This is a genomic window from Gillisia hiemivivida, from assembly GCF_007997295.1.
GTDB classification, from domain to species: domain Bacteria; phylum Bacteroidota; class Bacteroidia; order Flavobacteriales; family Flavobacteriaceae; genus Gillisia; species Gillisia hiemivivida.
The window spans coordinates 1-21,094 of sequence record NZ_VORY01000006.1; the positions used below are offsets into that span (position 1 = coordinate 1).

20 protein-coding genes are annotated in these 21,094 nt (G+C 32.5%); 9 read left to right on the top strand and 11 right to left on the bottom strand.

Annotation, left to right across the window (positions count from 1 at the left end; genetic code table 11):
* Nucleotides 1–165: 165 nt before the first annotated feature.
* The 3 genes from ES724_RS07145 to ES724_RS07155 all read right to left on the bottom strand — a co-directional run bounded on the left by ES724_RS07145 (nt 166) and on the right by ES724_RS07155 (nt 2,920).
* On the bottom strand, nt 166–903 hold the full coding sequence (locus ES724_RS07145) for an NYN domain-containing protein (protein WP_146931495.1): 738 nt from the start codon (nt 901–903) through the stop codon (nt 166–168).
* Between the two features lie 244 nt (nt 904–1,147).
* Complete coding sequence (locus ES724_RS07150; protein ID WP_146931498.1) at nt 1,148–2,017, bottom strand: cation diffusion facilitator family transporter; 870 nt, start codon at nt 2,015–2,017, stop codon at nt 1,148–1,150.
* Between the two features lie 72 nt (nt 2,018–2,089).
* Nucleotides 2,090–2,920: a DUF1853 family protein gene (locus tag ES724_RS07155; RefSeq protein WP_146931501.1), complete on the bottom strand. Its 831-nt coding sequence runs from the start codon at nt 2,918–2,920 to the stop codon at nt 2,090–2,092.
* A 142-nt stretch (nt 2,921–3,062) separates the two neighbouring features.
* On the opposite strand from ES724_RS07155, the gene ES724_RS07160 reads away from it, so the two are divergent.
* The gene (locus ES724_RS07160) at nt 3,063–3,428 is read left to right on the top strand and encodes a hypothetical protein (protein ID WP_146931503.1); all 366 of its coding nucleotides are present in this window, start codon (nt 3,063–3,065) and stop codon (nt 3,426–3,428) included.
* Here ES724_RS07160 and ES724_RS07165 read toward each other — a convergent pair.
* Together ES724_RS07165 and ES724_RS16890 are read right to left on the bottom strand one after the other, a co-directional pair.
* Nucleotides 3,422–5,722, bottom strand: coding sequence for a penicillin-binding protein 1A (locus ES724_RS07165; RefSeq protein WP_146931506.1), 2,301 nt, complete (start codon nt 5,720–5,722; stop codon nt 3,422–3,424). The genes ES724_RS07160 and ES724_RS07165 overlap by 7 nt on opposite strands.
* Nucleotides 5,723–5,938: 216 nt before the next feature.
* Nucleotides 5,939–6,073 carry a hypothetical protein gene (locus ES724_RS16890; protein ID WP_262712799.1) on the bottom strand — a complete coding sequence of 45 codons (135 nt, stop codon included), beginning with the start codon at nt 6,071–6,073 and terminating at the stop codon, nt 5,939–5,941.
* 196 nt (nt 6,074–6,269) lie between these two features.
* On the opposite strand from ES724_RS16890, the gene ES724_RS07170 reads away from it, so the two are divergent.
* Entirely contained in the window at nt 6,270–7,136 is an 867-nt protein-coding gene (locus ES724_RS07170) for an SdiA-regulated domain-containing protein (protein WP_146931509.1), read from the top strand.
* A 3-nt stretch (nt 7,137–7,139) separates the two neighbouring features.
* On the opposite strand, the gene ES724_RS07175 is transcribed toward ES724_RS07170, so the two are convergent.
* Entirely contained in the window at nt 7,140–8,408 is a 1,269-nt protein-coding gene (locus ES724_RS07175; RefSeq protein ID WP_394345069.1) for a dipeptidase, read from the bottom strand.
* A gap of 139 nt (nt 8,409–8,547) precedes the next feature.
* Here ES724_RS07175 and ES724_RS07180 point away from each other — a divergent pair, with 139 nt between their 5' ends.
* From ES724_RS07180 to ES724_RS07190, 3 genes are read left to right on the top strand one after another with little or no spacing between them, the layout of a single operon-like run.
* Nucleotides 8,548–9,999: a RimK family protein gene (locus ES724_RS07180; protein WP_146931514.1), complete on the top strand. Its 1,452-nt coding sequence runs from the start codon at nt 8,548–8,550 to the stop codon at nt 9,997–9,999.
* 1 nt (nt 10,000) lies between these two features.
* Nucleotides 10,001–11,221, top strand: coding sequence for a carboxylate-amine ligase (locus ES724_RS07185; protein WP_146931517.1), 1,221 nt, complete (start codon nt 10,001–10,003; stop codon nt 11,219–11,221).
* On the top strand, nt 11,218–11,901 hold the full coding sequence (locus ES724_RS07190) for an N-formylglutamate amidohydrolase (RefSeq protein WP_146931520.1): 684 nt from the start codon (nt 11,218–11,220) through the stop codon (nt 11,899–11,901). Before ES724_RS07185 ends, ES724_RS07190 begins: the two co-directional genes overlap by 4 nt.
* 94 nt (nt 11,902–11,995) lie before the next feature.
* Here the strand turns inward: ES724_RS07190 and ES724_RS07195 are convergent, their stop codons facing one another.
* Complete coding sequence (locus ES724_RS07195) at nt 11,996–12,424, bottom strand: FKBP-type peptidyl-prolyl cis-trans isomerase (protein ID WP_026838689.1); 429 nt, start codon at nt 12,422–12,424, stop codon at nt 11,996–11,998.
* Nucleotides 12,425–12,750: 326 nt separating this feature from the next.
* Between ES724_RS07195 and ES724_RS07200 the strand changes: the two genes are divergently transcribed.
* The 3 genes from ES724_RS07200 (at nt 12,751) to ES724_RS16485 (ending at nt 14,637) form a co-directional block, all read left to right on the top strand.
* The gene (locus tag ES724_RS07200) at nt 12,751–13,149 is read left to right on the top strand and encodes a 3D domain-containing protein (RefSeq protein WP_146931890.1); all 399 of its coding nucleotides are present in this window, start codon (nt 12,751–12,753) and stop codon (nt 13,147–13,149) included.
* 152 nt (nt 13,150–13,301) lie between these two features.
* Nucleotides 13,302–14,036, top strand: a complete 735-nt coding sequence (locus ES724_RS07205; RefSeq protein WP_146931523.1) for a phosphatase PAP2 family protein — start codon at nt 13,302–13,304, stop codon at nt 14,034–14,036.
* A gap of 448 nt (nt 14,037–14,484) precedes the next feature.
* Nucleotides 14,485–14,637, top strand: coding sequence for a hypothetical protein (locus tag ES724_RS16485; protein WP_170249861.1), 153 nt, complete (start codon nt 14,485–14,487; stop codon nt 14,635–14,637).
* A gap of 18 nt (nt 14,638–14,655) precedes the next feature.
* Here the strand turns inward: ES724_RS16485 and ES724_RS07210 are convergent, their stop codons facing one another.
* A complete protein-coding gene (locus tag ES724_RS07210) occupies nt 14,656–15,303 on the bottom strand; it encodes a hypothetical protein (protein WP_146931525.1) in 648 nt (215 codons plus the stop codon).
* A 99-nt stretch (nt 15,304–15,402) separates the two neighbouring features.
* Here ES724_RS07210 and ES724_RS07215 point away from each other — a divergent pair, with 99 nt between their 5' ends.
* Nucleotides 15,403–16,746: an aspartate kinase gene (locus ES724_RS07215; protein WP_146931528.1), complete on the top strand. Its 1,344-nt coding sequence runs from the start codon at nt 15,403–15,405 to the stop codon at nt 16,744–16,746.
* A gap of 306 nt (nt 16,747–17,052) precedes the next feature.
* On the opposite strand, the gene ES724_RS07220 is transcribed toward ES724_RS07215, so the two are convergent.
* From ES724_RS07220 to ES724_RS07230, 3 genes are all read right to left on the bottom strand, one after another.
* Nucleotides 17,053–18,300, bottom strand: coding sequence for a glycosyltransferase (locus ES724_RS07220; protein ID WP_146931531.1), 1,248 nt, complete (start codon nt 18,298–18,300; stop codon nt 17,053–17,055).
* Nucleotides 18,301–18,343: 43 nt separating this feature from the next.
* Nucleotides 18,344–20,158, bottom strand: coding sequence for an SLC13 family permease (locus ES724_RS07225; protein WP_146931534.1), 1,815 nt, complete (start codon nt 20,156–20,158; stop codon nt 18,344–18,346).
* 87 nt (nt 20,159–20,245) lie between these two features.
* A complete protein-coding gene (locus ES724_RS07230; protein WP_026838681.1) occupies nt 20,246–20,875 on the bottom strand; it encodes an HD domain-containing protein in 630 nt (209 codons plus the stop codon).
* Nucleotides 20,876–21,094 lie beyond the last annotated feature (219 nt).

Here is a 21,094-nt window from a genome sequence, read left to right on the forward strand (position 1 = left end):
TATAAAAGGATAAGGTCCTATCTATCGGTCGATATATCTTATGATTATCTAGCCATCGGTTGACTCTTACCCCCTTTCACTTATATCTGTAAAACTAGAAATTTATTCCAAATGCAAACATAGGAGCTATCTGGACGGAATGACAATAGGCAAAATCAAAGTGTTTTAAGCTCTGTTTCTTACATAGATCAATTTGAATCTACCATTCTGATTTTCTCTAGATTCCACTTCAAAATTACTGATGGAGCTTATCATAGGAGTTAACTTTTGAAATCCGTAGTTTCTGGAGTCAAAGTTTGGTTGTTTCTTCTGAAGCAAGCCTCCAACATCCCCTAGGAATGCCCAGCCATCTTCATCTGCAACATCAGAAATAGTGCTGGATATTAGGTTAATTACTTTAGGAGTAACTTTATCTACGCTTTGCTTCTTTTTATCTTTATCAACGTTATTTTCAGATTCTTGTTGTTTTGGATGAGATCCCAAAATTTCGATATAAATAAATCTATCGCAAGCAACGATAAAAGGTTCCGGAGTTTTCTTTTCTCCAATTCCAATTACATTTAAGCCAGATTCTCTTAATCTGGTTGCTAATTTTGTAAAATCACTATCACTAGATACCAAACAGAATCCTTGTACTTTATTAGAATACAGAATGTCCATAGCATCGATTATCATTGCAGAATCTGTTGCGTTCTTTCCCTGAGTATACCCGTATTGCTGAATTGGATTAATAGCATTTTCCAACAACACATTCTTCCATTTAGAAAGCTGTGGCTTGGTCCAGTCACCATAAATCCTTTTAATTGTAGGATTACCGTATTTAGCGATTTCTTCCATCATCTCTTTTACATAAGCTGAAGGAATGTTATCTCCATCTATAAGTACGGCTAAATTATTTTCCATTTTTTTAAATTTTGTAGGCAAAGTTATGATTTTATTCCCTCACTGAGGATTTAGAACCTAATGACCTGCCGTGTTTTTCTGTTTTTTTTATTTTTCTTATTCTATAGCGCTGTTCGCATTGTTTTGTCCGATTGACTCGATGTTCTTGAATGTAAAAGAAAATAATTCCTCTTAGTAAACATCAGTTAGTAAATTGATTAACTAATAATACTTATCTTCTAAAAAGCTACTCAACGCCATATTTTCAAACTGGTTCTATATGAATTAGGACATCTGCAATTTGTGGCATCTTCAGCAATATTTCATTTTTCACATTATGTGAAATATCATGTCCTTCTTCTACAGTAATAGTTTTGGTTACTCCAATATGAAGATCCACATGATAGGTCATTCCTGCTTTTCTAACAAAGCATTTTTCGGTTTCCTGTACTCCGGGAATTTTTTCTGCATACTCTCTTATTTCTTCAATAAGATCGTCATACATATGTTCGTCCATAACTTCTCCCAAGGCAGGTCTCATAATAAGATATGCATTATATAAAATGAAGCCAGAAGCAAATAATGCAGCCCAATCATCTGCAGTTTCGTAACCTTTCCCCATAAATAAAGCTATAGAGATTCCAATAAAAGCCATTAGAGAAGTGATAGCATCACTTCTATGGTGCCACGCATCAGCTTTTAGAACAGTGCTATTTATTTCCTCACTTTTTTTAGATACAATTCTATAAAAGACCTCTTTTATTATAATGATGATTCCAAGAACTATAAGGGTATAGGACTTGGGAGCTTCATGAGGAGTTCGAATATGTGCAATACTTTCATAAGCAATTATAGTTGCTGAAATTACCAAAAATCCGACTATAGCAAAGGTGATAAGCGGTTCTGCTTTTCCATGACCGTAAGGATGATTGGCATCAGCAGGTTTATTAGCATATCGAATTCCTAATAAAACTAATATGGACGAGAAAACATCTGTGGTAGATTCAATAGCATCAGCAATTAATGCATAAGAGTTCCCAAAAATTCCTGTAATTCCTTTTGCAATTGCAAGAAGTACATTCCCTATAATACTAAGATAAGTGGTTTTTACTGCTTCTTTAAAATTAGAATACATAGAACTATTTCAGCAGGTTAGGGTGAGAAGGGGTTAAAGATATTATATTTTGTTCGTCAAAGAAAATAAAGATTACCACCAAACCACAATAATTCTTTCAAAACTTCCGTCTATCTTCTTTATCCATATAAGTGGAGATTTTTTGCTCAAGTGCAGATTTTGGATTTGTTCACCAACTTCTTTAAAACTAAACCATTCTTCACCGTTTTTTGGATCTATTGGCCAGTCTTGCTTTTCCGGAGCAAAGAATTCAAAACCCTCTTGATTGTATTCGCTGAAATTTTTTAAATGAATCCAAAATCCAACAATACATTCTTTATTGATATGTGGGAAATTATATGATTTAAATTTTTTAGGAATGAATAAGCTAGCCTTAAAGCATATTTTCTGTTTAATGTCTTCAGAGCCTATATCTATAGATTGTAGATATTTTTCAGTTTCAGGAGTATATAATAATGGAAATTGATTTGTTTTTACTTTTTCGATCTTCTTAAGCAAAGAATCCTTTCTATTGGGACCTATCCAGCGTTCCATTTCAACTCGAATTTCAGGGTCGTAGACATAAAATTTATACATTAATTCAATATGAAGGATTTTCGAAGTTTCAAGTTCCCTCATTATAAAATCCAACTCTCCTAATGTTCGATCCTTATCATTAATTTGAATATTGTGTACAATTATTTGATATTCTGACGAATCTTTTATTACTGCCGAGAAAAAATATTCAACTCGTTTTCCTAAAACTAAATTTTTAGAAAAATTTTTATCCAAAATCTGATTTGAAGAGTTATAAGAAATTTTATTGGGAAATATAAATAATGTGAATCCGCTAAACTTTGAGTTTTCAAAGATAGAAGGAGTATTTATAAAACCTTCAAATTGATTTGTAATTCTATTATACATGCATGATACTTATGTGTTTAAGAAATCTTCTACAAAAACCGGCGGTTATTGTTTAACATAATCAATTAATTTATTAACGTTTTTAATATAATGTTAACATTGTCTGATGATTTTGAGTAATTTTACGCTTTAATTTTTTGCAATGATAGAAAAAATCACAGAGTTTTATAGAATGGAATTTTATGACTCCTATGTTATAATAGAGGCTAATGCCAATATTGTAGTAAATTCGGCCATTGCAGAAAAGACTATACAAACCATATTAGATCAGTTTAATGGAAAAAAATTTGTGCTTATTTCCAATAGAACATCTAATTATACTTTAAAATTAGATGCTTATTCCCCTGGTATTTTAAAAAAAGTTAAAGGTATTGCTATTGTTTCAAAAAATGAAGAGGTAAGAAAAAATGCTATTTTAGAGCAGGAAAAATTTGATAGCTCCTTTGCTTTTTTTGAAAATCTAGATGATGCTAAACACTGGGCAGAAAACTTTTTTGTTAGTTATTGATTTTTTTTCTTTTTCCCAAATAGTTTATTAAAGAAGCCTTTTTTCTTTTTATCGTCATTTTCACGATCTCTTTTTTTATCAGATTTCCCGAATAACTTATCAAAGAAACCATCTTTTTCGCTTGCTTCGCAATCCATTAACGAAACCACTTCGGCAGAAGGATTACCAAATCTTGCATTACTAATAGCACTAAAATTAGGATCCTCATTTATTTTCTGAAGGAATAAAGCAAAGATGGGTAAGGCAGAATTTGCGCCTTGCCCTATACTCGTATTTCTAAAGCCAATTCTATGATCATCAGCTCCTACCCAGGTTACGGCTAAAAGTTCTGGAGTTAGACCAACAAACCATCCGTCTTTATTAGATTGAGTGGTTCCTGTTTTCCCAGCAATATCATTCTGTAATCCGTAGGTACTTCTAAGCCTTGTTGCTGTACCCTCATTAACGGTTGCTTTCATAATCTCGATCATTATTTCACGAGTGGTTTCAGAATAAGCCACCTTATTTTGAGTTTTAGGTTTAAATTCTACTAATAAATTACCTTTTCCATCTTCTATTCTTGAGATATAATAAGGTTCAGAGGATCTTCCATTATTAGCAAAACCAGTATAGGCCTTAGCCAATTCTTTTAAGCTGATCTCTGCTGTACCTAAGGCAATGGAAGGAACTTGAGGCAGTTTAGATTCAATCCCCATTTTCTCTGCTTGAGAAATAACATTACCAACCCCAGTTTCCATCAGCACTTTTACGGCGATGGTATTTATGGAATTGCTTAATGCATATTTCATGTTATAATTCATATCTGGATCGTCTTCGGTGGAACCAGAATTTGAAGGAGTCCATCCATCTTGATAGGTTACCTCCCGAATAGAAAAATAGGAGCATGGTGGGATCCCATTTTCTAATGCTGCTGTGTACACTATAGGTTTAAAAGTAGAGCCTACTTGTCTCTTACTTTGCGAAATATGATCGTACTTAAAACTTTCGAAATCTACCCCTCCAACCCAAGCTTTTACAGCTCCTGTTGAAGGTTCTACAGCTAGAAACCCAGTATTTAAAAATTTAAGATAATGTTTAATACTATCTAAAGTTGTTCCTTTTACCAGTTCTTCTTTACCATAATTAAAAAGTTCTCTTTCTCTCGGGTTCTTATCTAATTCTACTAATATTTCATCATCAGATAATCCTTCTTTATTTAATTTTTTATAGGATTTGGTGCGCTTTACTGCATCTAAGATCAATGTTTTATTTGTAAGCCAAGGAGCTCTTGTCCCGTATGATTGTTCATGGGATTGCTGTAATTTAGACATATGGGAATTAACTGAAGCTTCAGTATATTCCTGCATTTTGGAATTTAATGTAGTATGGATTATTAATCCGTCTCTATAAATATTAAAACTCTCGCCATCTTTGTTTTTCAAAGTATCTAAAATATCAGTAACATCTTTTCTAAGTTGTTCTCTAAAATATGGAGCCAATCCCTGATCATGATTATAATATTGATAATCTAATTTAATATCAGATTGTTTTGCCTGTTGCATTTGTTCTTCTGTCAAATACCCATATTTCTCCATTTGCTGAAAAACAACATCACGACGGAATCTACTTTTTTCAGGAAAAATTCTCGGGTTATAAGAATGATTAGCCTTTAGCATCCCTACTAATACAGCCGATTCTTCCAATGAAAGATTTTTGGTACTCTTATTAAAGAATTTCATGGCGGCACTTTCTATCCCAAAAGTATTGTCGCTAAAAGGAACCGTGTTAAGGTAAAGTGTTAGAATTTCTTCTTTATCGTAGATCTCTTCCAAACGAGTGGCAATTATAGATTCTTGAAACTTATTTATTACAATCCCAAAATATCCATAATCTTTCCTGCCATATAAGTTTTTTGCAAGTTGTAGTGTTAAGGTACTCCCACCTCCAGAAGATCTATCCTGTAGCATCAAGGATTTGAAAAATACTCTTAGTAAACTTCGGCTATCAATTCCATTATGTTCATAAAATCGAGCATCTTCAGTAGCTACTAATGCGTTTTTTAAATGTTTGGGGATTTGGTTTGAGGTGACTGGTTGTCTATCAAAAATATAATATTTACCAATTAGATCTCCATCAGAAGATAAAACCTGTGTAGCCTGATTTTGTTTAAGATCTTTTAGATTTTGAGTAGAGGGAATTTCGCCAAAAACTCCAAAATAAATGCTGAAATAAAATAGTATAAAAACAGCAAATATAGCTGCCATTATTATCAATAACCATCTTAATTTTGGGGACCTTTTAATTCGTTGAAACATAGTATAAGTTAAGGTTTACAAATAAACGAATACTAATAAAATTTATAGATGGTGTTTTGTTAATTTTAAGAATTTTGAAAACTAATATTTCAATAAATAAAAAATAGGGGCGGGGTAAAGAATTAAAACGAAAAGTTTAAGGAAAGCGGTAAAATGAAAATAGCCGAAACAGAATTTGTTCGGCTATTTTAGAATTCTAAAGGCATTAACATAAATTTATACTCCAAATCTTCTTCTACCATACCAGGTATGTCTGGTAGATTGTCCAAGATTTAAGAAGTGTCTTTTGTGGGTTAGATCTCCTTCTTTGATTCCGCTAAAATTCTGACTGATGTTTTCTGATGTTCTCATGATGAATGTTTTAATTGTTATATACTTAATAGACGAGCCGAAATTAAATTTGTTACAGTACTATGTATAAAATAGTACTATTTAACACTTATTTAACTTTATACGCCCTTCTTTCAGGTTTTATCCTAAGTAATCGCTGTAGTAACTTTTGGAATACCTTAACTTCACATTATCATTAAATGTTTATTTTTGGATTATGAATAAAATAGCAATCTTTATTATTCTGGGTGTGTTTGCATTGGTAGCCCTGATTTATTATTCTTTTGGTGGTATTGCACCCAATAGAGATTTTCCTGGAGCAAACTTTGTTCAAATAGATAAAAAATGGGACATGCCTATTGTCTTGGAAGAAATTTCTGGAATTTCATGGATAGATAACCAGCACATTGCATGTGTAGAGGATGAAGAAGCAATTATTTTTATTTATAACACAAAAACTTCCCAAATAGATAAACAAATAGTATTTGGAGAGGATGGAGATTACGAAGGAATTACATTAGTAGGGAAAGATGCTTACGTTCTTAGAAGCGACGGGGTAATATTTGAAGTTTTAAATTTCCAGAAAGATTCTTTAGTAGTAAATGAATATTCTACTGGAATGTCAAAAGAATTTGAATGGGAAGGAATTGCTTGGGAAAAAAAAAGGAATAGGTTGCTCATTAGCATTAAGAACAAAGCCGATAAGAATTCAAAACCTATTTATGCTTTCAATTTAAAAACTAAGACAGTAGAGGAGAAGCCTGCATACGAGATCAAGTTTAACGATCCTGCTTTTAAGATACTCGAATTAGAGATAAATCAGCAAATTATAGAGCCTTCTGAAGTTACGGTGCATCCAATTACTGGAGACATCTATGTTTTAGATGCAACCAATCCTAAGCTCTTAATTTTAAATTCCAGTGGAGCAATTAAAAAACTTCATGTGCTTAAAGAAGAACAATTTGGGCAACCAGAAGGTTTAACATTCGACAATCAAGGACATATGTATATCTCTAATGAAGGCTCTGGAGGTTTAGGAAATATCCTTAAAGTAACTTTAGATAAAAAACCAGAGAAAAAGTGATTTCTAGCTTTTCTGAATTTCTTTAGCTACTGCTTCAACTTCATCTAAAACTCTCAAAAGATTTTCTCCCCACAATTTTGCTATTTCTTCTTCAGTATATCCTCTTTTCACTAATTCCAGTGTTACATTAAAAGTTTCCGAAGCATCACGCCATCCTTCAATTCCGCCACCACCATCAAAATCGGAACTAATCCCTACATGGTTAATTCCTATTTTTTCAACTAGATAGTCTATATGATTAACATAATCTGATACATCTACCGGGCCATTGGTTTGTCTTAGTTCTTTAATTTTTTGAGAAGACTTGTTCACTATTTTAGAGTAGTCTTCCTCGTAAATAGCTTTTTCTGCTTCATCTAAACTTCTTATACTGTCTCTGGACAAAACCATAAACCCAGATTCCTCACCTTCCTGATTATAAATTGCATTTACTGCCGCGTAATAGGCATTGTGTTTATTGGTGTTTACATAAGAACTAAAAGCAACGGTTTGTATCACTCCACCGTGTTTTTTAAATAATCCTAAAAGTTCATCATCTAAATTCCTGCTATGATCACACAATGCTCTTGCAGAAGAATGAGATGCAATTAATGGAGCTTTTGAAAGTTCGAACATCTGTTTAATGGCTTCTTTGGAAGGATGGGAAACATCTATCATGATACCCAATCTATTCATTTCGGATATTGCTTCTTTCCCCAATTCACTTAAACCATTATGCAGCCAAACATTATCTGCTTCTCCGGTATTAGAATCGCTCAACTGGCTGTGACCATTGTGCGCCAGAGACATATATCTAGCTCCAAGGTCGTAGAACTTCTCTATGTTAGAGAGATCTTCGCCAATTGGATAAGCATTTTCTACCCCAATCATTGCTACCAATTTCCCCTCGTTCACCAATTTTCTAACCTCGCTGGAAGAAGTTGCCAGTCCAATTTTATCTGGGGCAATCTCCTCTGTTAATCTATGGATAGCTTCAAATTTGGAAATCGCATTTTTATAGGCTGCAGTATATCCAGCTTCATTCAATTCTCCTTGACCGGTATATACTATAAACCAAGCCACATCTAAGCAGCCATCCATCATTTTTGGGAGGTTTACTTGTGTATTAAGATCTTGTGTGTAATTACGATTAGCAGTGAAATTATTGATGTTTATATCGTCATGAGTATCTATAGTAATCACTTTTTCATGAATTGCTTTCGCTTTTTTCCACATTTCTGATTGTTCTTTATTTTGGCTGTAAATAGAATGAATACTTAAGATACTTATCATAAGAATGAGAGTGAATTTCATAGAAAGTTTGTCAATTATTAATTTATTCGGAATTTAATAATTATATTTTACATGCTATCATAATTTTTAATATTGAATGTATTTTTCAATTAAATTTGATCTGTTCTTAAATCTATAAATGAAGAAATTAATTGTAGTAAGCCACCCTGAAAAATGGAAAATTGCTGTAGATAATATTGCGGTGATCTCTGCTCAGGATTATCTAACGAATCCTGAATATTCCAATCTTAAAAAGGCCAGAGTTTTTAATTTATGCAAAGACTATTCGTATCAATCTAAAGGATACTATGTCTCTCTACTCGCAGAAGCTAGAGATCATAGAGCCATACCCACAGTAAAGAATATAGTAGATCTTAATCAACCTAAATTGGTGAAAATTGTAGCCGATGATTTTGATGATATTATTCAAAAAAGTCTTAAAAACATAAAATCCAAAGAATTTACTTTGAGTGTTTATTTTGGGCAAAATGTAGCACAGAAATACAAAGAATTGAGCACGATGTTCTTCAGATCTTTTCAGATTCCATTTTTAAGGATACATTTTAACTTTACTACAAAATGGCATATAAAAAGTATACGAGCAATTTCAGAATCTGAAATTCAAGAAGATCATAAAGAAAGCATGTATTTATTCGCTTCAGAATATTTTGCAAAGAAACGTTATGATACCGCAAAATCCAGCGCTGCAGAATATGACCTGGCAATATTGGTACAATCTGGGGATCCGGCTCCACCGAGTAATGTTAAAGCTATCAAGAAATTTACAGAGCTGGCAGAAAAGATGAACTTCTACGTAGAGGTTATTACGCCAAAAGATCTTTCCAGATTATCTTCTTTTGATGCTTTGTTAATTAGACAAAGTACAGAGGTAAATAATGAAGCCTACGCCTTTGCCAGAAAGGCACAACAGGAGGAAATCGCATTAATAGATTATCCTGGAGCAATTTTAAAATGTTGTAATAAAGTATACATGGCAGAAGCTTTGCAAAATGCCAATATTCCAACTCCAAAAACGGTTATTGTGCATAAGCATAATAAAGAGGATGTTTTAAAAATCACCGGGTTGCCTTGTGTATTAAAATCACCCGATTCCACTTTTTCTTTTGGAGTTAAAAAAGCAAAAACTGTGGAAGAATATAATGAGTTGGTTAACACTATGCTCAAAAAATCTGATCTTATCATCGCTCAGGAATTTTCTTTTTCAGAATATGACTGGAGAATTGGTATTTTAGATAATGAACCTTTTTTCGCCTGTAAATATTATATGGCCAAGGGGCATTGGCAAATTTATAACTGGGATGCTTCCAAGAAAGATGATCAAGATGGGAATGCCGATTGTTTAGCTATAGAAGATGTGCCTAAAAAGGTGATGGATGTTGCATTAAGATCGGCTAAACTTATGGGATTAGGTTTATTTGGAATTGATGTTAAGGAGGTAAATGGGGAAGCATTGGTTATAGAAATTAATGATAATCCAAATATCGATGCGGGAGTAGAAGATAGGTTTTATGGTGATGAAGTCTATATTAAAATCCTTTCGGCATTAAAGAACAGATTAGAAAAAAAATAATATGAGTTATCGGCTTTTTGAAGTTTTTGGGATAGAATTGGAATATATGCTAGTAAAATCTTCCAATCTAAAAATCACCCCAATAGTAGATAAATTAATGATCCTTAAAAATGGTTCAATAACATCAGATGTTTCTAATGGAAAAATAGAATGGAGCAATGAGTTGGTGGCTCATGTGGTGGAGTTAAAGACCAACGGTCCTACAAAGCAATTAGAAGATCTGGATGAATTATTTCATAAAAACATCAAAGAGATAAATAAATTGCTACTCGTAGAAGACGCTAAATTAATGCCCAGCGCTTCTCATCCACTTATGGATCCAGAAAAGGAAATGAAGCTGTGGGAACATCATTATAGTGAGATCTATGCTTTATATAACAAGATCTTTGATTGTAGAGGACATGGTTGGAGTAATGTGCAAAGCATGCATCTTAACTTACCCTTTTATGGAGATGAGGAGTTTGAAAAATTACATGCTGCAATCAGGATTTTACTTCCAATTATTCCCGCTCTTAGTGCCAGTTCTCCTATTTTTGAAGGTAAGAATACTGGGTTTTTAGATAGTAGAATGGAAGTTTATAAGACCAATCAGAAGGAAATTCCCGAAATGACAGGTAAGGTAATTCCAGAACAAGTTTTTAATAAGGACGATTATAAAAAACAGATCTTTGATCCCATTAATAAAGCAATAGCACCTTTTGATACCGATAACATTCTCGATAAACATTTTCTTAATTCACGCGGTGCAATAGCCAGATTTGATAGAAATGCGATTGAAATAAGAGTTATAGATATACAGGAATGCCCAAAAGCAGATATTGCAATAGCTGTATTAATAATTGAAACTCTAAAGCTTTTAGTTTCTGAAGAATTAGTTTCTATAGAAGATCAGAAGAATTGGCATGAAGATGAACTCTTTGCCATTTTTAATGATATTATAGAAGACGCTGAAAACACCCAGATAACTAATTCCCGCTATTTAAATTTGTTTGATGTTCATGCAGAATGTACCGCAGGCGAATTATGGGAAACATTGTATGAAAGAGTATCTGATGGGATTTCTCCAAAACATAGAAAATCGATTGAATTTATTCTATCCCACGGAAGTTTAGCTACAAGAATCCAAAAAGGAATTTTTAATGATTATTCCCCTGCTAATATAAATTCGGTTTATTCTGAATTGGTTACTTGCTTAGAAACCAATAATTTTTATAAACCGTGAAATTAGTATTCACCTGTGAGCATGGAGGGAATTCAATTCCTGAAAAACACCAAAGCTTATTTGTGAATGCCAATGATGCTCTTAACTCTCACCGAGGTATAGATTATGGTTCTTTAGATCTTTTTGAGTTTTGTAAAACCTTAAGCGATTTTTCGAAATCTAATACTGTGAGTAGATTATTAATTGAACTTAATAGATCTAAACATCATCCTAAATTATTTTCAGAATTCTCAGCTTCATTAACTACAGAAAATAAATCGAAATTGATAAGTGAATTCTATGATCCTTATCGGGATAAAATTGAAGAGGAAATTTTACAACTGATTAAAAAAGGGGAGGAGGTAGTACATCTATCATTTCACAGTTTTACACCTATCTTGAATGGCGAGATTAGAAATACTGATATCGGAATATTATACGATCCATCCAGAAATTCTGAAAAATTAATCAGTAAACAACTGAAGCAAAATTTAATGGCTGAATTACCCGACTTTAGAATTAGATATAATTATCCGTATCTAGGGACAGCCGATGGTTTTACTACGTATTTAAGAAAGAAATTTCCTCAAAATTACACTGGAATAGAGTTGGAGATCAATCAGAAATTTATTGAAGAAGATAAGGTGTTTCCTCTAAAATTAAAATCAGCTATTTTCAATTCTTTAAATAAACTTAAGTAAAACTATAAAATTAAAGACATAAAAAACCTCATAATTAAATTTGTAACATTAGTACAAAATTTAATTATGAGGCGAATAATCTAAAAGACTATTATTACTTGATCTCTACTACTTCAAGATCAAAAACAAGGTCTTTTCCTGCTAGAGGATGATTTCCATCTACTACAATAGTATCATCTTTTACTTCAGCAACCAAAAGATTCATTTCTTGACCATCTGGCCCTTTAGAAACTAATCCCATTCCAACTTCTGGAGTGATCTCTGGTGGTAACTGACTTTTTTCTACTTCCTGAACTAATTCTGCACGTGGCTCACCATATGCTTCGGTCATTGGAATATTGATTGTTTTTTTCTCATTCAATTTCATATCGATAAGACCATTTTCAAATCCAGGGATTAACTGACCTTGACCTAAAGTGAATTCAATTGGATCTTTTCCTTCCGAACTGTCAAAAACTTGTCCGTCTGCTAATTTTCCTGTGTAATGTACTTTTACTGTGTCTTTCTCTTTAACTTGACTCATAAATGTTTTTTTTTCAATTTCTAAAATATGTAAACTTCAATATTGAGATTTACATGTTGTATTATCTAATGTGCCATAACCTTGCCAAAGTCCTGAATGATGGTTTTAGAACAACTTCTTGGTACTTATCACCTAAAAACAAGTCCTTAAGCATTAATACTGACTATAATAGTGATGATATTTTGTAAATTGATGTTTATGGATGCTATTATTTCATGTTTAAGCAATAATCGGTAATTATGTCAGTTATAATCTATATTTTAAAAATTAGAGCAATGACTAGATTTTTTCTGGAGATTACATCTATTTCTTTTTTTGCCTTTTTTATGACTTTTTACGTGAGTTGTAAAGAACCCAAAGAAACAAATGTAGAAGCTGTGAATTGGAAAACTATAGAAGTCACTGCTAGTGCATACAATTCTTTGGCTTATCAAAGTCAAGGAAACCCAAAGATAACTGCCTGGGGAGATACTTTAAAACCAGGAATGAATGTGATTGCTATTTCTCGAGATCTTATGAAAAAGGGAATGGTGTATAATACTCCCGTGAAGATAGATGGTTTAACTGGAATATTTTTCGTTAAAGATAAGATGCACCATCGCTGGAGAAATAAAATTGATATCTATATGGGCGTGGATGTTAAAAAAGCAAAGAATTGGGGAAGAAAGAAAATAAGTATACAGTATCTCGTCCAAAAGGATACCCTTGTGGAAAACAATAAGTAGAGCATTGCTTTTTATTGTTTTTTAAATATTCTCCAAATATTCAGATTATCGGTTTCTCTCTCTTATTTTAAAAGTCCTTAGATTTTCTTTAGTTTTACTCTTTAAATTAGCGCTTTCTAATTTATGAATTCAGGCTGTTAGCAAAACTATATATGAAAGAACAAATTATTGATTTCTTACACGGATTAGAATCTATTTTAAGAAATAAATTCCATCAGTATAATCATAAATTACCTTTTATAATATCTATAATTTTAGCTTTGATAATAGTTGTGGTTGGCATCAATGTTTTTGTAGAATTAACAAATACACTCAATAGTAATCTTATATCTAAATATGATGCCGCTATCACGAAATATGTGATCTCATTTAGATCACCTAATTTAAATAACATCCTTCAATTTATAACCAATCTTGGAGATCTTTATGGCTACATCGTAGTTACTACAATTTGCTCGCTATTATTCTATTTTAAATTTAAAAACTGGCGTTATGTGGTACAATTAGTATTTGTTATAATAGTTTCTGGGCTTTCAAACCTAGCTTTAAAGGAAGTGATAAATCGTGCACGACCAACCGCAGAGCATTTAGTTTCCGTACAGACCCTTAGTTATCCTAGTGGTCATGCTATGAGTGCAACTGCATTCTACGGGTTTTTAATTTATCTATGTTATTTTCTAAAGATAAATAAGTGGCTAAAAGGAAGCCTGATCTTTCTTTGCTCATTTCTTATTGTGAGTATTGGTATAAGTAGAATTTATTTAGGAGTTCATTTTCCTTCAGATATTGCCGGAGGTATAATTGCTGGAACTATTTGGCTTATGTTTTGCGTGCTTATATTAAATATTATAGATCTTTTCCGAAGAGAAGAAGAACGTAAAATTTAATCCCTCATTGAGGGTTTAATTCCCCGAGGCCTGCCCAAAACATTCAGGCGGGCTTGCCTCGAATTTTTAAAAGTATTTTCCAATGATACCTCGTGGGCTTGCCCCAAGGTTCTTGATTAGTGTTGAATTTATTCTAAGAAATTCTTATTAGTAGATAATTAATTAAGTCCTGGATATCCTAACAGGATCCATAAAATTATAAACACTATAATTATACCGAAACAACCACAACCTCCACCAAACTTTTTCGCACCCCAGCCTGCTAATAGTGCTCTTAAAATATTTTTCATTACCTTATTTTTTCAACTGTGTAAAAATAGAGATATGTTGTAAGTGTTCTTAATTTTTAAGATAAAATTAATTATTTGTAAATTTCACCATTCTCATTTTATAATTTTTTTACAATTCTTGAAGATTAATTTAATTAAATTTGAAAAAAAAATATTTTATGCAAATCAGAAACAAGAAAGACAATCAATCTGAAGATTATATTTTACAAGACAACAAAAAAACAAGATTTGGAGTTGTTTTTATTTTAATAATACTTGTTATATTGGCAGCAGGTGTTGCGATGACAGGGGTTTATTTTGATTACTGGTAGAAATTAAAATCTAATCTTCTAAGAGATTTTTATTTCATTAAGTAATAAAAATGCCTGATTTATGTATTCTTTCTCCAAGAATAAAGCAAAGTAATTCGAGGTAGATATCATCTCAAATACAGGAATTCCTTCATAAGCTAAGAGCTTAAATATATAGAAATATAGCCCTACTGTTTTAGAACTGTTCTTTGGTAAAGCAATTGTAATACTAGATAGTTCACTTTTTACAGAAACCAGAGTTTCATCCTTGAAAAAATCTGCTACTCTTTCTTTTAGATCTGTAGATACCAAGATATTACTCTCTTGGTAGGTACTGGAGTAATTTAAATATACCCCTATTTGATCTTTTACTGAATTCATGAGCATAGCTTGATTTCCAAGTAATGTGTTAGAATTTAAATAGGTAAATTCTGTAATTCCAGACCTTACCACAATATCTCCCATTTCTCTTAAGTTGGCATTTTTTAAAAGGTTTCGTTGAGGGGAATATCTACGCAAAGCCATAATGATAGATCCCTGTTTTACAGGTTTTCTTAAGATCTTTTCAACTTCTGGTTGCAAATGTTCTGCTAACGCACTAAAATTTAATAAATCTTTTGACAGCGCATCATCCAAAAATGGTTGATGTCTTAACATGCCGTGTACACAAGAGGTTATAGTGTTCATTGTTAAATAATATACATTTTGTGTAAATATATATAAATTCTATTTGTTTTTTCTTCATTATTAGAACTCTCACTAATTATGCATTTTAAAATAAATAAAATGAGAGTTTTAAAATTTGGAGGCACTTCTGTAGGGACTGCAGAAAGTATATATAATGTTCGGGATATAATTCAATCCGTTCAAGGACCTAGGATGATAGTACTCTCGGCAATGTCTGGAGTTACTAACTATTTGGTAACTATTACCGAAATGATCAAAAATGGCGATCAAGGAGAAATACAAGCTTTAAGTAACGAGCTTAAAACTAAACATATTGATCTTCTCGAAAAATTAATAACTAATCCAGCTACTAATAAGAGTGTAAGAACTGGTTTAAATAATTTGTTTAAAGAATTTGATTCATTATTATTAAATGAATATTCGGAAAATAATACAAATAGGATTCTCACTTTTGGGGAAACGCTGCTTACCTATATCTTTTCAGAATATCTTTCTTCTTGCCAAATAAATAATACACTTCTCGATGCAAAACGATTTATGTATGTAGGGAATCTAGAAAACCCCGATACTATTAAGATCGCTAATAGAATTGCTCCTTTATTACACAAGGCAGAAAGTGAAATGATCTACATAACTCAAGGATTTGTAAGGATAGATAAATTTAACCGTGTGAGCACTTTAAAAAGAGGAGGGAGCGATTATACAGCTACCATTCTAGGAGCTGCTCTAAACGCAGATGAAGTTCAAATTTGGACAGATATAGATGGCTTTCACAATAACGACCCCAGATATGTAGAAGACACACATCCTTTAGCTAACCTAACTTTTGAAGAAGCAGCTGAACTTGCATATTTCGGTGCCAAAATATTGCATCCACAAACCATATCTCCAGTAATAGATAAAAATATTCCTATCTATCTTAAAAACACCTTTACACCAAGCTTACAAGGAACTAAAATATCTTCAGAAATTAATGGAAGTGGACTCAAAGCAATTTCAGCAAAAGATGGCATTACAGCTATTAAAATAAAGTCTAATAGAATGTTGATGGCGCATGGTTTTCTAAAGAAAATATTCGAAATATTCGATAATTTAGAAACCGCTATAGATATGATCACGACTTCAGAAATTGCAATTTCGCTTACTATAGACGACACTAAAAATTTAGATCAGATCTTGGATCAACTACAGGGATATGGGGACATTACCGTAGAAATGGATCATAGCATTATTTGTATTGTTGGAGAAGGTCTTATTAAAGACCCAAATACTTTCAAATTATTCGAAATTCTAAATGAAATCCCTGTACGTATGATCTCTTATGGTGGAAGTTTTAATAATGTTTCACTTTTAGTTGCTACAGAAAATAAAGTGAATGCACTAAAAGCCTTACATAAAAACTTATTTCTTCAGAAAGAAAAAGAATTTGTTCTTTCTCACTAAAGATGAAATGATTAAACTGTTTGTCCGCTTTTGTTTCAGTGAGTAGTTTTCAACTAATTAATACCAGATTGTTGCCGTCATGTAATGCTTGTAGCAAACTTTGTGCTCAGTTTGAAAAAGCAGAAAATATCATGATAGCTATCGGGAGGAGTCTAGGAATTTCTATGAGCAGAATCTCATTGATAAGAGATCCCTCCTCCCGTCGGGATGACAACGCAATGTTGTCAAGAAGGTTCGGGAGAAGGTGACGCGATCATTTCAAAGAGGATAATTGGACGTAGGACATGAAACGGCTATTGAATACTATTAATTTTTAATTGAAGATTTCAAAATTTCCAATTCGGTTTTCACTTCAATATATTTAGATAAATACTGTGTGCTCTTTAGCCTATGATGCATAAGCATGCTGCCTATAAAGTTGTTTTCTCTGTGATGAGAAAGCTTTTCTTTTAGATGATTCAATTTTTTATCTAAGACCTTATAATAATCCTCTTTATTATAGAGCTTATTTATAAGTTGATATCCATTTAACTGAGATTCTTGCCAGAGAGCTTTTGTAGTATAAAGTTTAATGGCAGCTTCAGCAAAGAGTTTTGGATCATTTTCTATAAAGCCATTCCAGGCGAGTCCTCCTTGCATGCCTTCGGCTCCTAAACTTGTTGTAACTGCTGGAGTGCCACATTGCATTGCTTCGGTAAGTTTGCCTTTTAAACCAGCTCCAAATCGCAGTGCAGCAAGACTAACTTTAGCACTTTTTACAATTGCTTCAGCATCCTTGACCCAGCCTTTTACATAAAACTTTTCCTTCGGATTATTTAATTGAAGAACAGATTCCGTAGGATATGCTCCATAAACGTGGAGTTCTTCATTTGGAAGTTCTTTTCTAATTAGAGGCCAGATGTCTTTTTTTAAATACTTAACAGCATCTACATTTGGCTTATGTTTAAAATTACCGATGCTCACAAAGTGCTGTCTTTCTTCGAAAGAGGGGAGAAGCTTAATTTCTGAATCTATCAGCCTGTTGAATAAAAAAGGAATATAAACCAAGAGACTTTCTGAAACATTAAAAGTTTCTTTTAATAGATTCATCTCAACTTCAGAAATAATAAGACTAAGATCACATCTATAAATACTTGCTACTTCCCGTTTCGCTAACTCAGAATTGGTAATAGAATCTGTGCTGTTCAAATCTTTCTCTCTATAATTCCGCAGAAAATGTAGATCTTCGGTATCTAATATTTTTATAGAAGAAGGAGAATTTTTGCTTACCCGCCATCCAAATTGTTCCTCCATCATAAATCTATCAAAAAGAACTATTTCCGGCTGAAGTTCGTTAATATAGGTATCGAAACTGCTATTATTTAATTCAATTTTTACTGAAGTGATTCCAAGTTCTAAAAGATTTGCAGCATTTGTTGAAGGAGCAGCTGTGGTTCCAAAAATCACTTTGTAGTTAGAGGAAGTGAAGTATTCCAATAACTGAAGCATCCGTTTACCTGCTGCAGAAGAATTGGGCTCTGGCCACACATATCCTATTACTAAAACCCTAATCATTTTTTTTATTCAAAAATACTTGATTATTATCAAGCGATGGAAGCTAAACTGTGAAAGTTCCTGAAAGGAGTAAAGAAGCAACAATCCAAAGCACCAAAGAAACTGACCCCCCAATTATCAAAAAATGCTTGAATTTATATATTCCCATTCCATAAATTAAGGTGTTGGTTTGATAACCCACTGGAGTGAAAAAACTGAAATTTGCTGCAAACATAATAGCCATTATAAAAGGTTTTGGATCTAGTTGCATTGTGCTTGCTATGGTAATCGCGATTGGGGTAATGATAATTGCCGTTGCATTATTAGAAACGAAGCCGCTCAAGATCATAGTAACTAGAAATAGAATTCCAATAATAATAGTGCTGGATTGTTCTGTAAAAAGTGCCAATAAATGATCAGCGATCCACATATCTGCACCGCTATTGCTCATGGCTATTCCAAGCGGTATCATTCCCGCCAAAAGAAAGATCACCTGCCAATTGATTTGAGAATAAGCTTTCCCTAGATCCAAACATTTTGTGAAGATCATAAGAAAAACACCAACCAAAGCACTTTGTAAAATTGGAAATATAGAAAATGCTGAAAGCGCAACTACTATCACTAATATTCCAAGTGAAATTAGTCTTTTGGATTTTTTCTTTACTTCTATTTCATGATGTTGTTGCAGGATGGTTATGTTATCTATTTTCCCAAGATCAGAAAGCGCTTTCGTAGAAACTTCTACTAGCAAACGATCTCCCACCCGAAGCTCTATCTCATCCCGTTTATTACGAAAAACTCTGTCTTCGGGATGCCGGAAACTATTCCTTTTTTTAATAGCCAATGGTACCGCTCCCTGTAAATCGAAATTACCAACAGATCGTATGCTTTTTCCTATCAATGGGGAATTAGGAAGCATCAAAATTTCCACTACTTGAATATTCTCTTCCAAACCTTCAGCATCTATAATTGGAAGCGTCATTTTTTTGCTATCCTTATTAATTACAGAGAATCCTTTCTGCTCTTTAAGCTTCACCAAATTCTCAAGATTACATCTTAAAAGTAATTGGTCTTTTGCCTTGAGAATGGTGTATTTACCTGGGCGATCATTAATGATCCCGTCCCTATTTAATCTTAAGATCTCCACCTCCATATTATCATGAAAAAATGTGTCTAATATCTTTTTGCCTATTACTTCGGAACCTTTGTTGATTATAATCTTGGTAATATATTCATCCAGATTATAATCTTTGCTGATATCAATTTTTCCTTTGCTCGGTAAAAATTTATATAATAGGCTAACAATAAGTATTGTGATTCCTAAAAATATTACTCCATACTTGGTGAACTCGAAGAATGTAAAGCGCTCTACACCTTTCTCAATTGCAATTGCATTTACAATAAGATTGGTAGAAGTCCCCATTAACGTGCAACTTCCACCAATAATTCCTGCAAAGGATACCGGTAATAGTAACTTTTCACTTGGGATATCATATTTTGCGGAGAGTTCTGTGATTACTTTAATAAAAACAATAACCACAGCTGTGGTATTTATAAATGCAGAAATACTTCCTGCTATGAGCATAAAAATGGGGATCATTAAATAAATAGGGAGTCCCTTTAAATTTTTTAAACCTTTGGAAAGCCAACTAATTACTCCATTAGTCTCTAGTCCAATAGCAATGATCATTAAAGCTAAAACGGTAATTGTAGCGGGATTAGCAAAACCAGATATTGCTTCCTCTGGGGTGATCAATTTAGCTAGCAAAAGACTAACCATAATGAAAAACGCAATTTTATCTACAGGGAAAACCTCGAGCGCGAAAAGGATGATTACGATGCCAAGAATTATAAAAATCAAGATAATTTCAATAGACATACCCTATAATATTTAACGTTAAGTTAAGTGGAACTTGACATAGATAAAATAAAAATTACAGTTCAAATATAAAGAGGCTATTGTAAGTTAGTGCTTATATTTTTCATGTCTTTCTTTAAGCATTTTACAATTGAGATCTTTTCTATTGTTTAGTACTGTTTTACCAAACCAAGTATGATATTTCTGGGTGTCTAAAAAGTCTACATTCAAAGCAAACCATTCTTCATCTGAAAATTGATTATTAAAAAAAAGTTCCCATTCTGCTCTAAGGCGCTCATTTCTAAAAATATAGCTCTCTAATCCTAAGTGATATAGATCTGCGTCACAAAGAATTTTTTCAGCCTTTGTTTTTGGGTTCTGTGGCATTTTAGTTGCCATTATACAATTTTGAACAATCTCTAACTTGCTTGATGGATAATCATTTTCTTTGAGAAATTCTGTAGCGTGTATAACACTTTGTTCTTCATGATCTATGTAGGTTTCTGCCATACCGGTATCATGGAATAATGCAGCTATAAGAATTGGCTCAAGGTCAGATCCATAAACCTCCTCATAATTTGCTATTGTTCTTACATATTGATAAACATCATCTGTATGCTGTACGCTATGAAAAGGAAGGGTTTTACATCTGCTATTATTTAAAAAGTCGATGCAGTACTCATAGGTTTTAGAAACTAAATTCGTTTTATTAAATCCTTTTAAAAAATTAAGAGCCATTTGTAAATATTATTTCAGTTTCTAAAATATTTTCTAGATTTTATTCTATAAAATGATTGAAGATTTAGCAATAAAACTTCGTTTCTAAATTTACGAGATTTCAAGTAATACTTCAATCAAATATTTTTTTTAACCTTTTATTATGTTATTACATTTTCATCTGAAATATTATAACTTTTACATTTACAGTGCAACATCTTTATGTTGTAATTATATTAA

Coding starts and splice junctions, on each gene's coding strand:
- ES724_RS07145 (WP_146931495.1), bottom strand. CDS start 903: ATGGAAAATAATTTAGCCGTACTTATAGATGGAGATAACATTCCTTCA.
- ES724_RS07150 (WP_146931498.1), bottom strand. CDS start 2,017: ATGTATTCTAATTTTAAAGAAGCAGTAAAAACCACTTATCTTAGTATT.
- ES724_RS07155 (WP_146931501.1), bottom strand. CDS start 2,920: ATGTATAATAGAATTACAAATCAATTTGAAGGTTTTATAAATACTCCT.
- ES724_RS07160 (WP_146931503.1), top strand. CDS start 3,063: ATGATAGAAAAAATCACAGAGTTTTATAGAATGGAATTTTATGACTCC.
- ES724_RS07165 (WP_146931506.1), bottom strand. CDS start 5,722: ATGTTTCAACGAATTAAAAGGTCCCCAAAATTAAGATGGTTATTGATA.
- ES724_RS16890 (WP_262712799.1), bottom strand. CDS start 6,073: ATGAGAACATCAGAAAACATCAGTCAGAATTTTAGCGGAATCAAAGAA.
- ES724_RS07170 (WP_146931509.1), top strand. CDS start 6,270: ATGAATAAAATAGCAATCTTTATTATTCTGGGTGTGTTTGCATTGGTA.
- ES724_RS07175 (WP_394345069.1), bottom strand. CDS start 8,408: ATGATAAGTATCTTAAGTATTCATTCTATTTACAGCCAAAATAAAGAA.
- ES724_RS07180 (WP_146931514.1), top strand. CDS start 8,548: ATGAAGAAATTAATTGTAGTAAGCCACCCTGAAAAATGGAAAATTGCT.
- ES724_RS07185 (WP_146931517.1), top strand. CDS start 10,001: ATGAGTTATCGGCTTTTTGAAGTTTTTGGGATAGAATTGGAATATATG.
- ES724_RS07195 (WP_026838689.1), bottom strand. CDS start 12,424: ATGAGTCAAGTTAAAGAGAAAGACACAGTAAAAGTACATTACACAGGA.
- ES724_RS07200 (WP_146931890.1), top strand. CDS start 12,751: ATGACTTTTTACGTGAGTTGTAAAGAACCCAAAGAAACAAATGTAGAA.
- ES724_RS07205 (WP_146931523.1), top strand. CDS start 13,302: ATGAAAGAACAAATTATTGATTTCTTACACGGATTAGAATCTATTTTA.
- ES724_RS16485 (WP_170249861.1), top strand. CDS start 14,485: ATGCAAATCAGAAACAAGAAAGACAATCAATCTGAAGATTATATTTTA.
- ES724_RS07210 (WP_146931525.1), bottom strand. CDS start 15,303: ATGAACACTATAACCTCTTGTGTACACGGCATGTTAAGACATCAACCA.
- ES724_RS07215 (WP_146931528.1), top strand. CDS start 15,403: ATGAGAGTTTTAAAATTTGGAGGCACTTCTGTAGGGACTGCAGAAAGT.
- ES724_RS07220 (WP_146931531.1), bottom strand. CDS start 18,300: ATGATTAGGGTTTTAGTAATAGGATATGTGTGGCCAGAGCCCAATTCT.
- ES724_RS07225 (WP_146931534.1), bottom strand. CDS start 20,158: ATGTCTATTGAAATTATCTTGATTTTTATAATTCTTGGCATCGTAATC.
- ES724_RS07230 (WP_026838681.1), bottom strand. CDS start 20,875: ATGGCTCTTAATTTTTTAAAAGGATTTAATAAAACGAATTTAGTTTCT.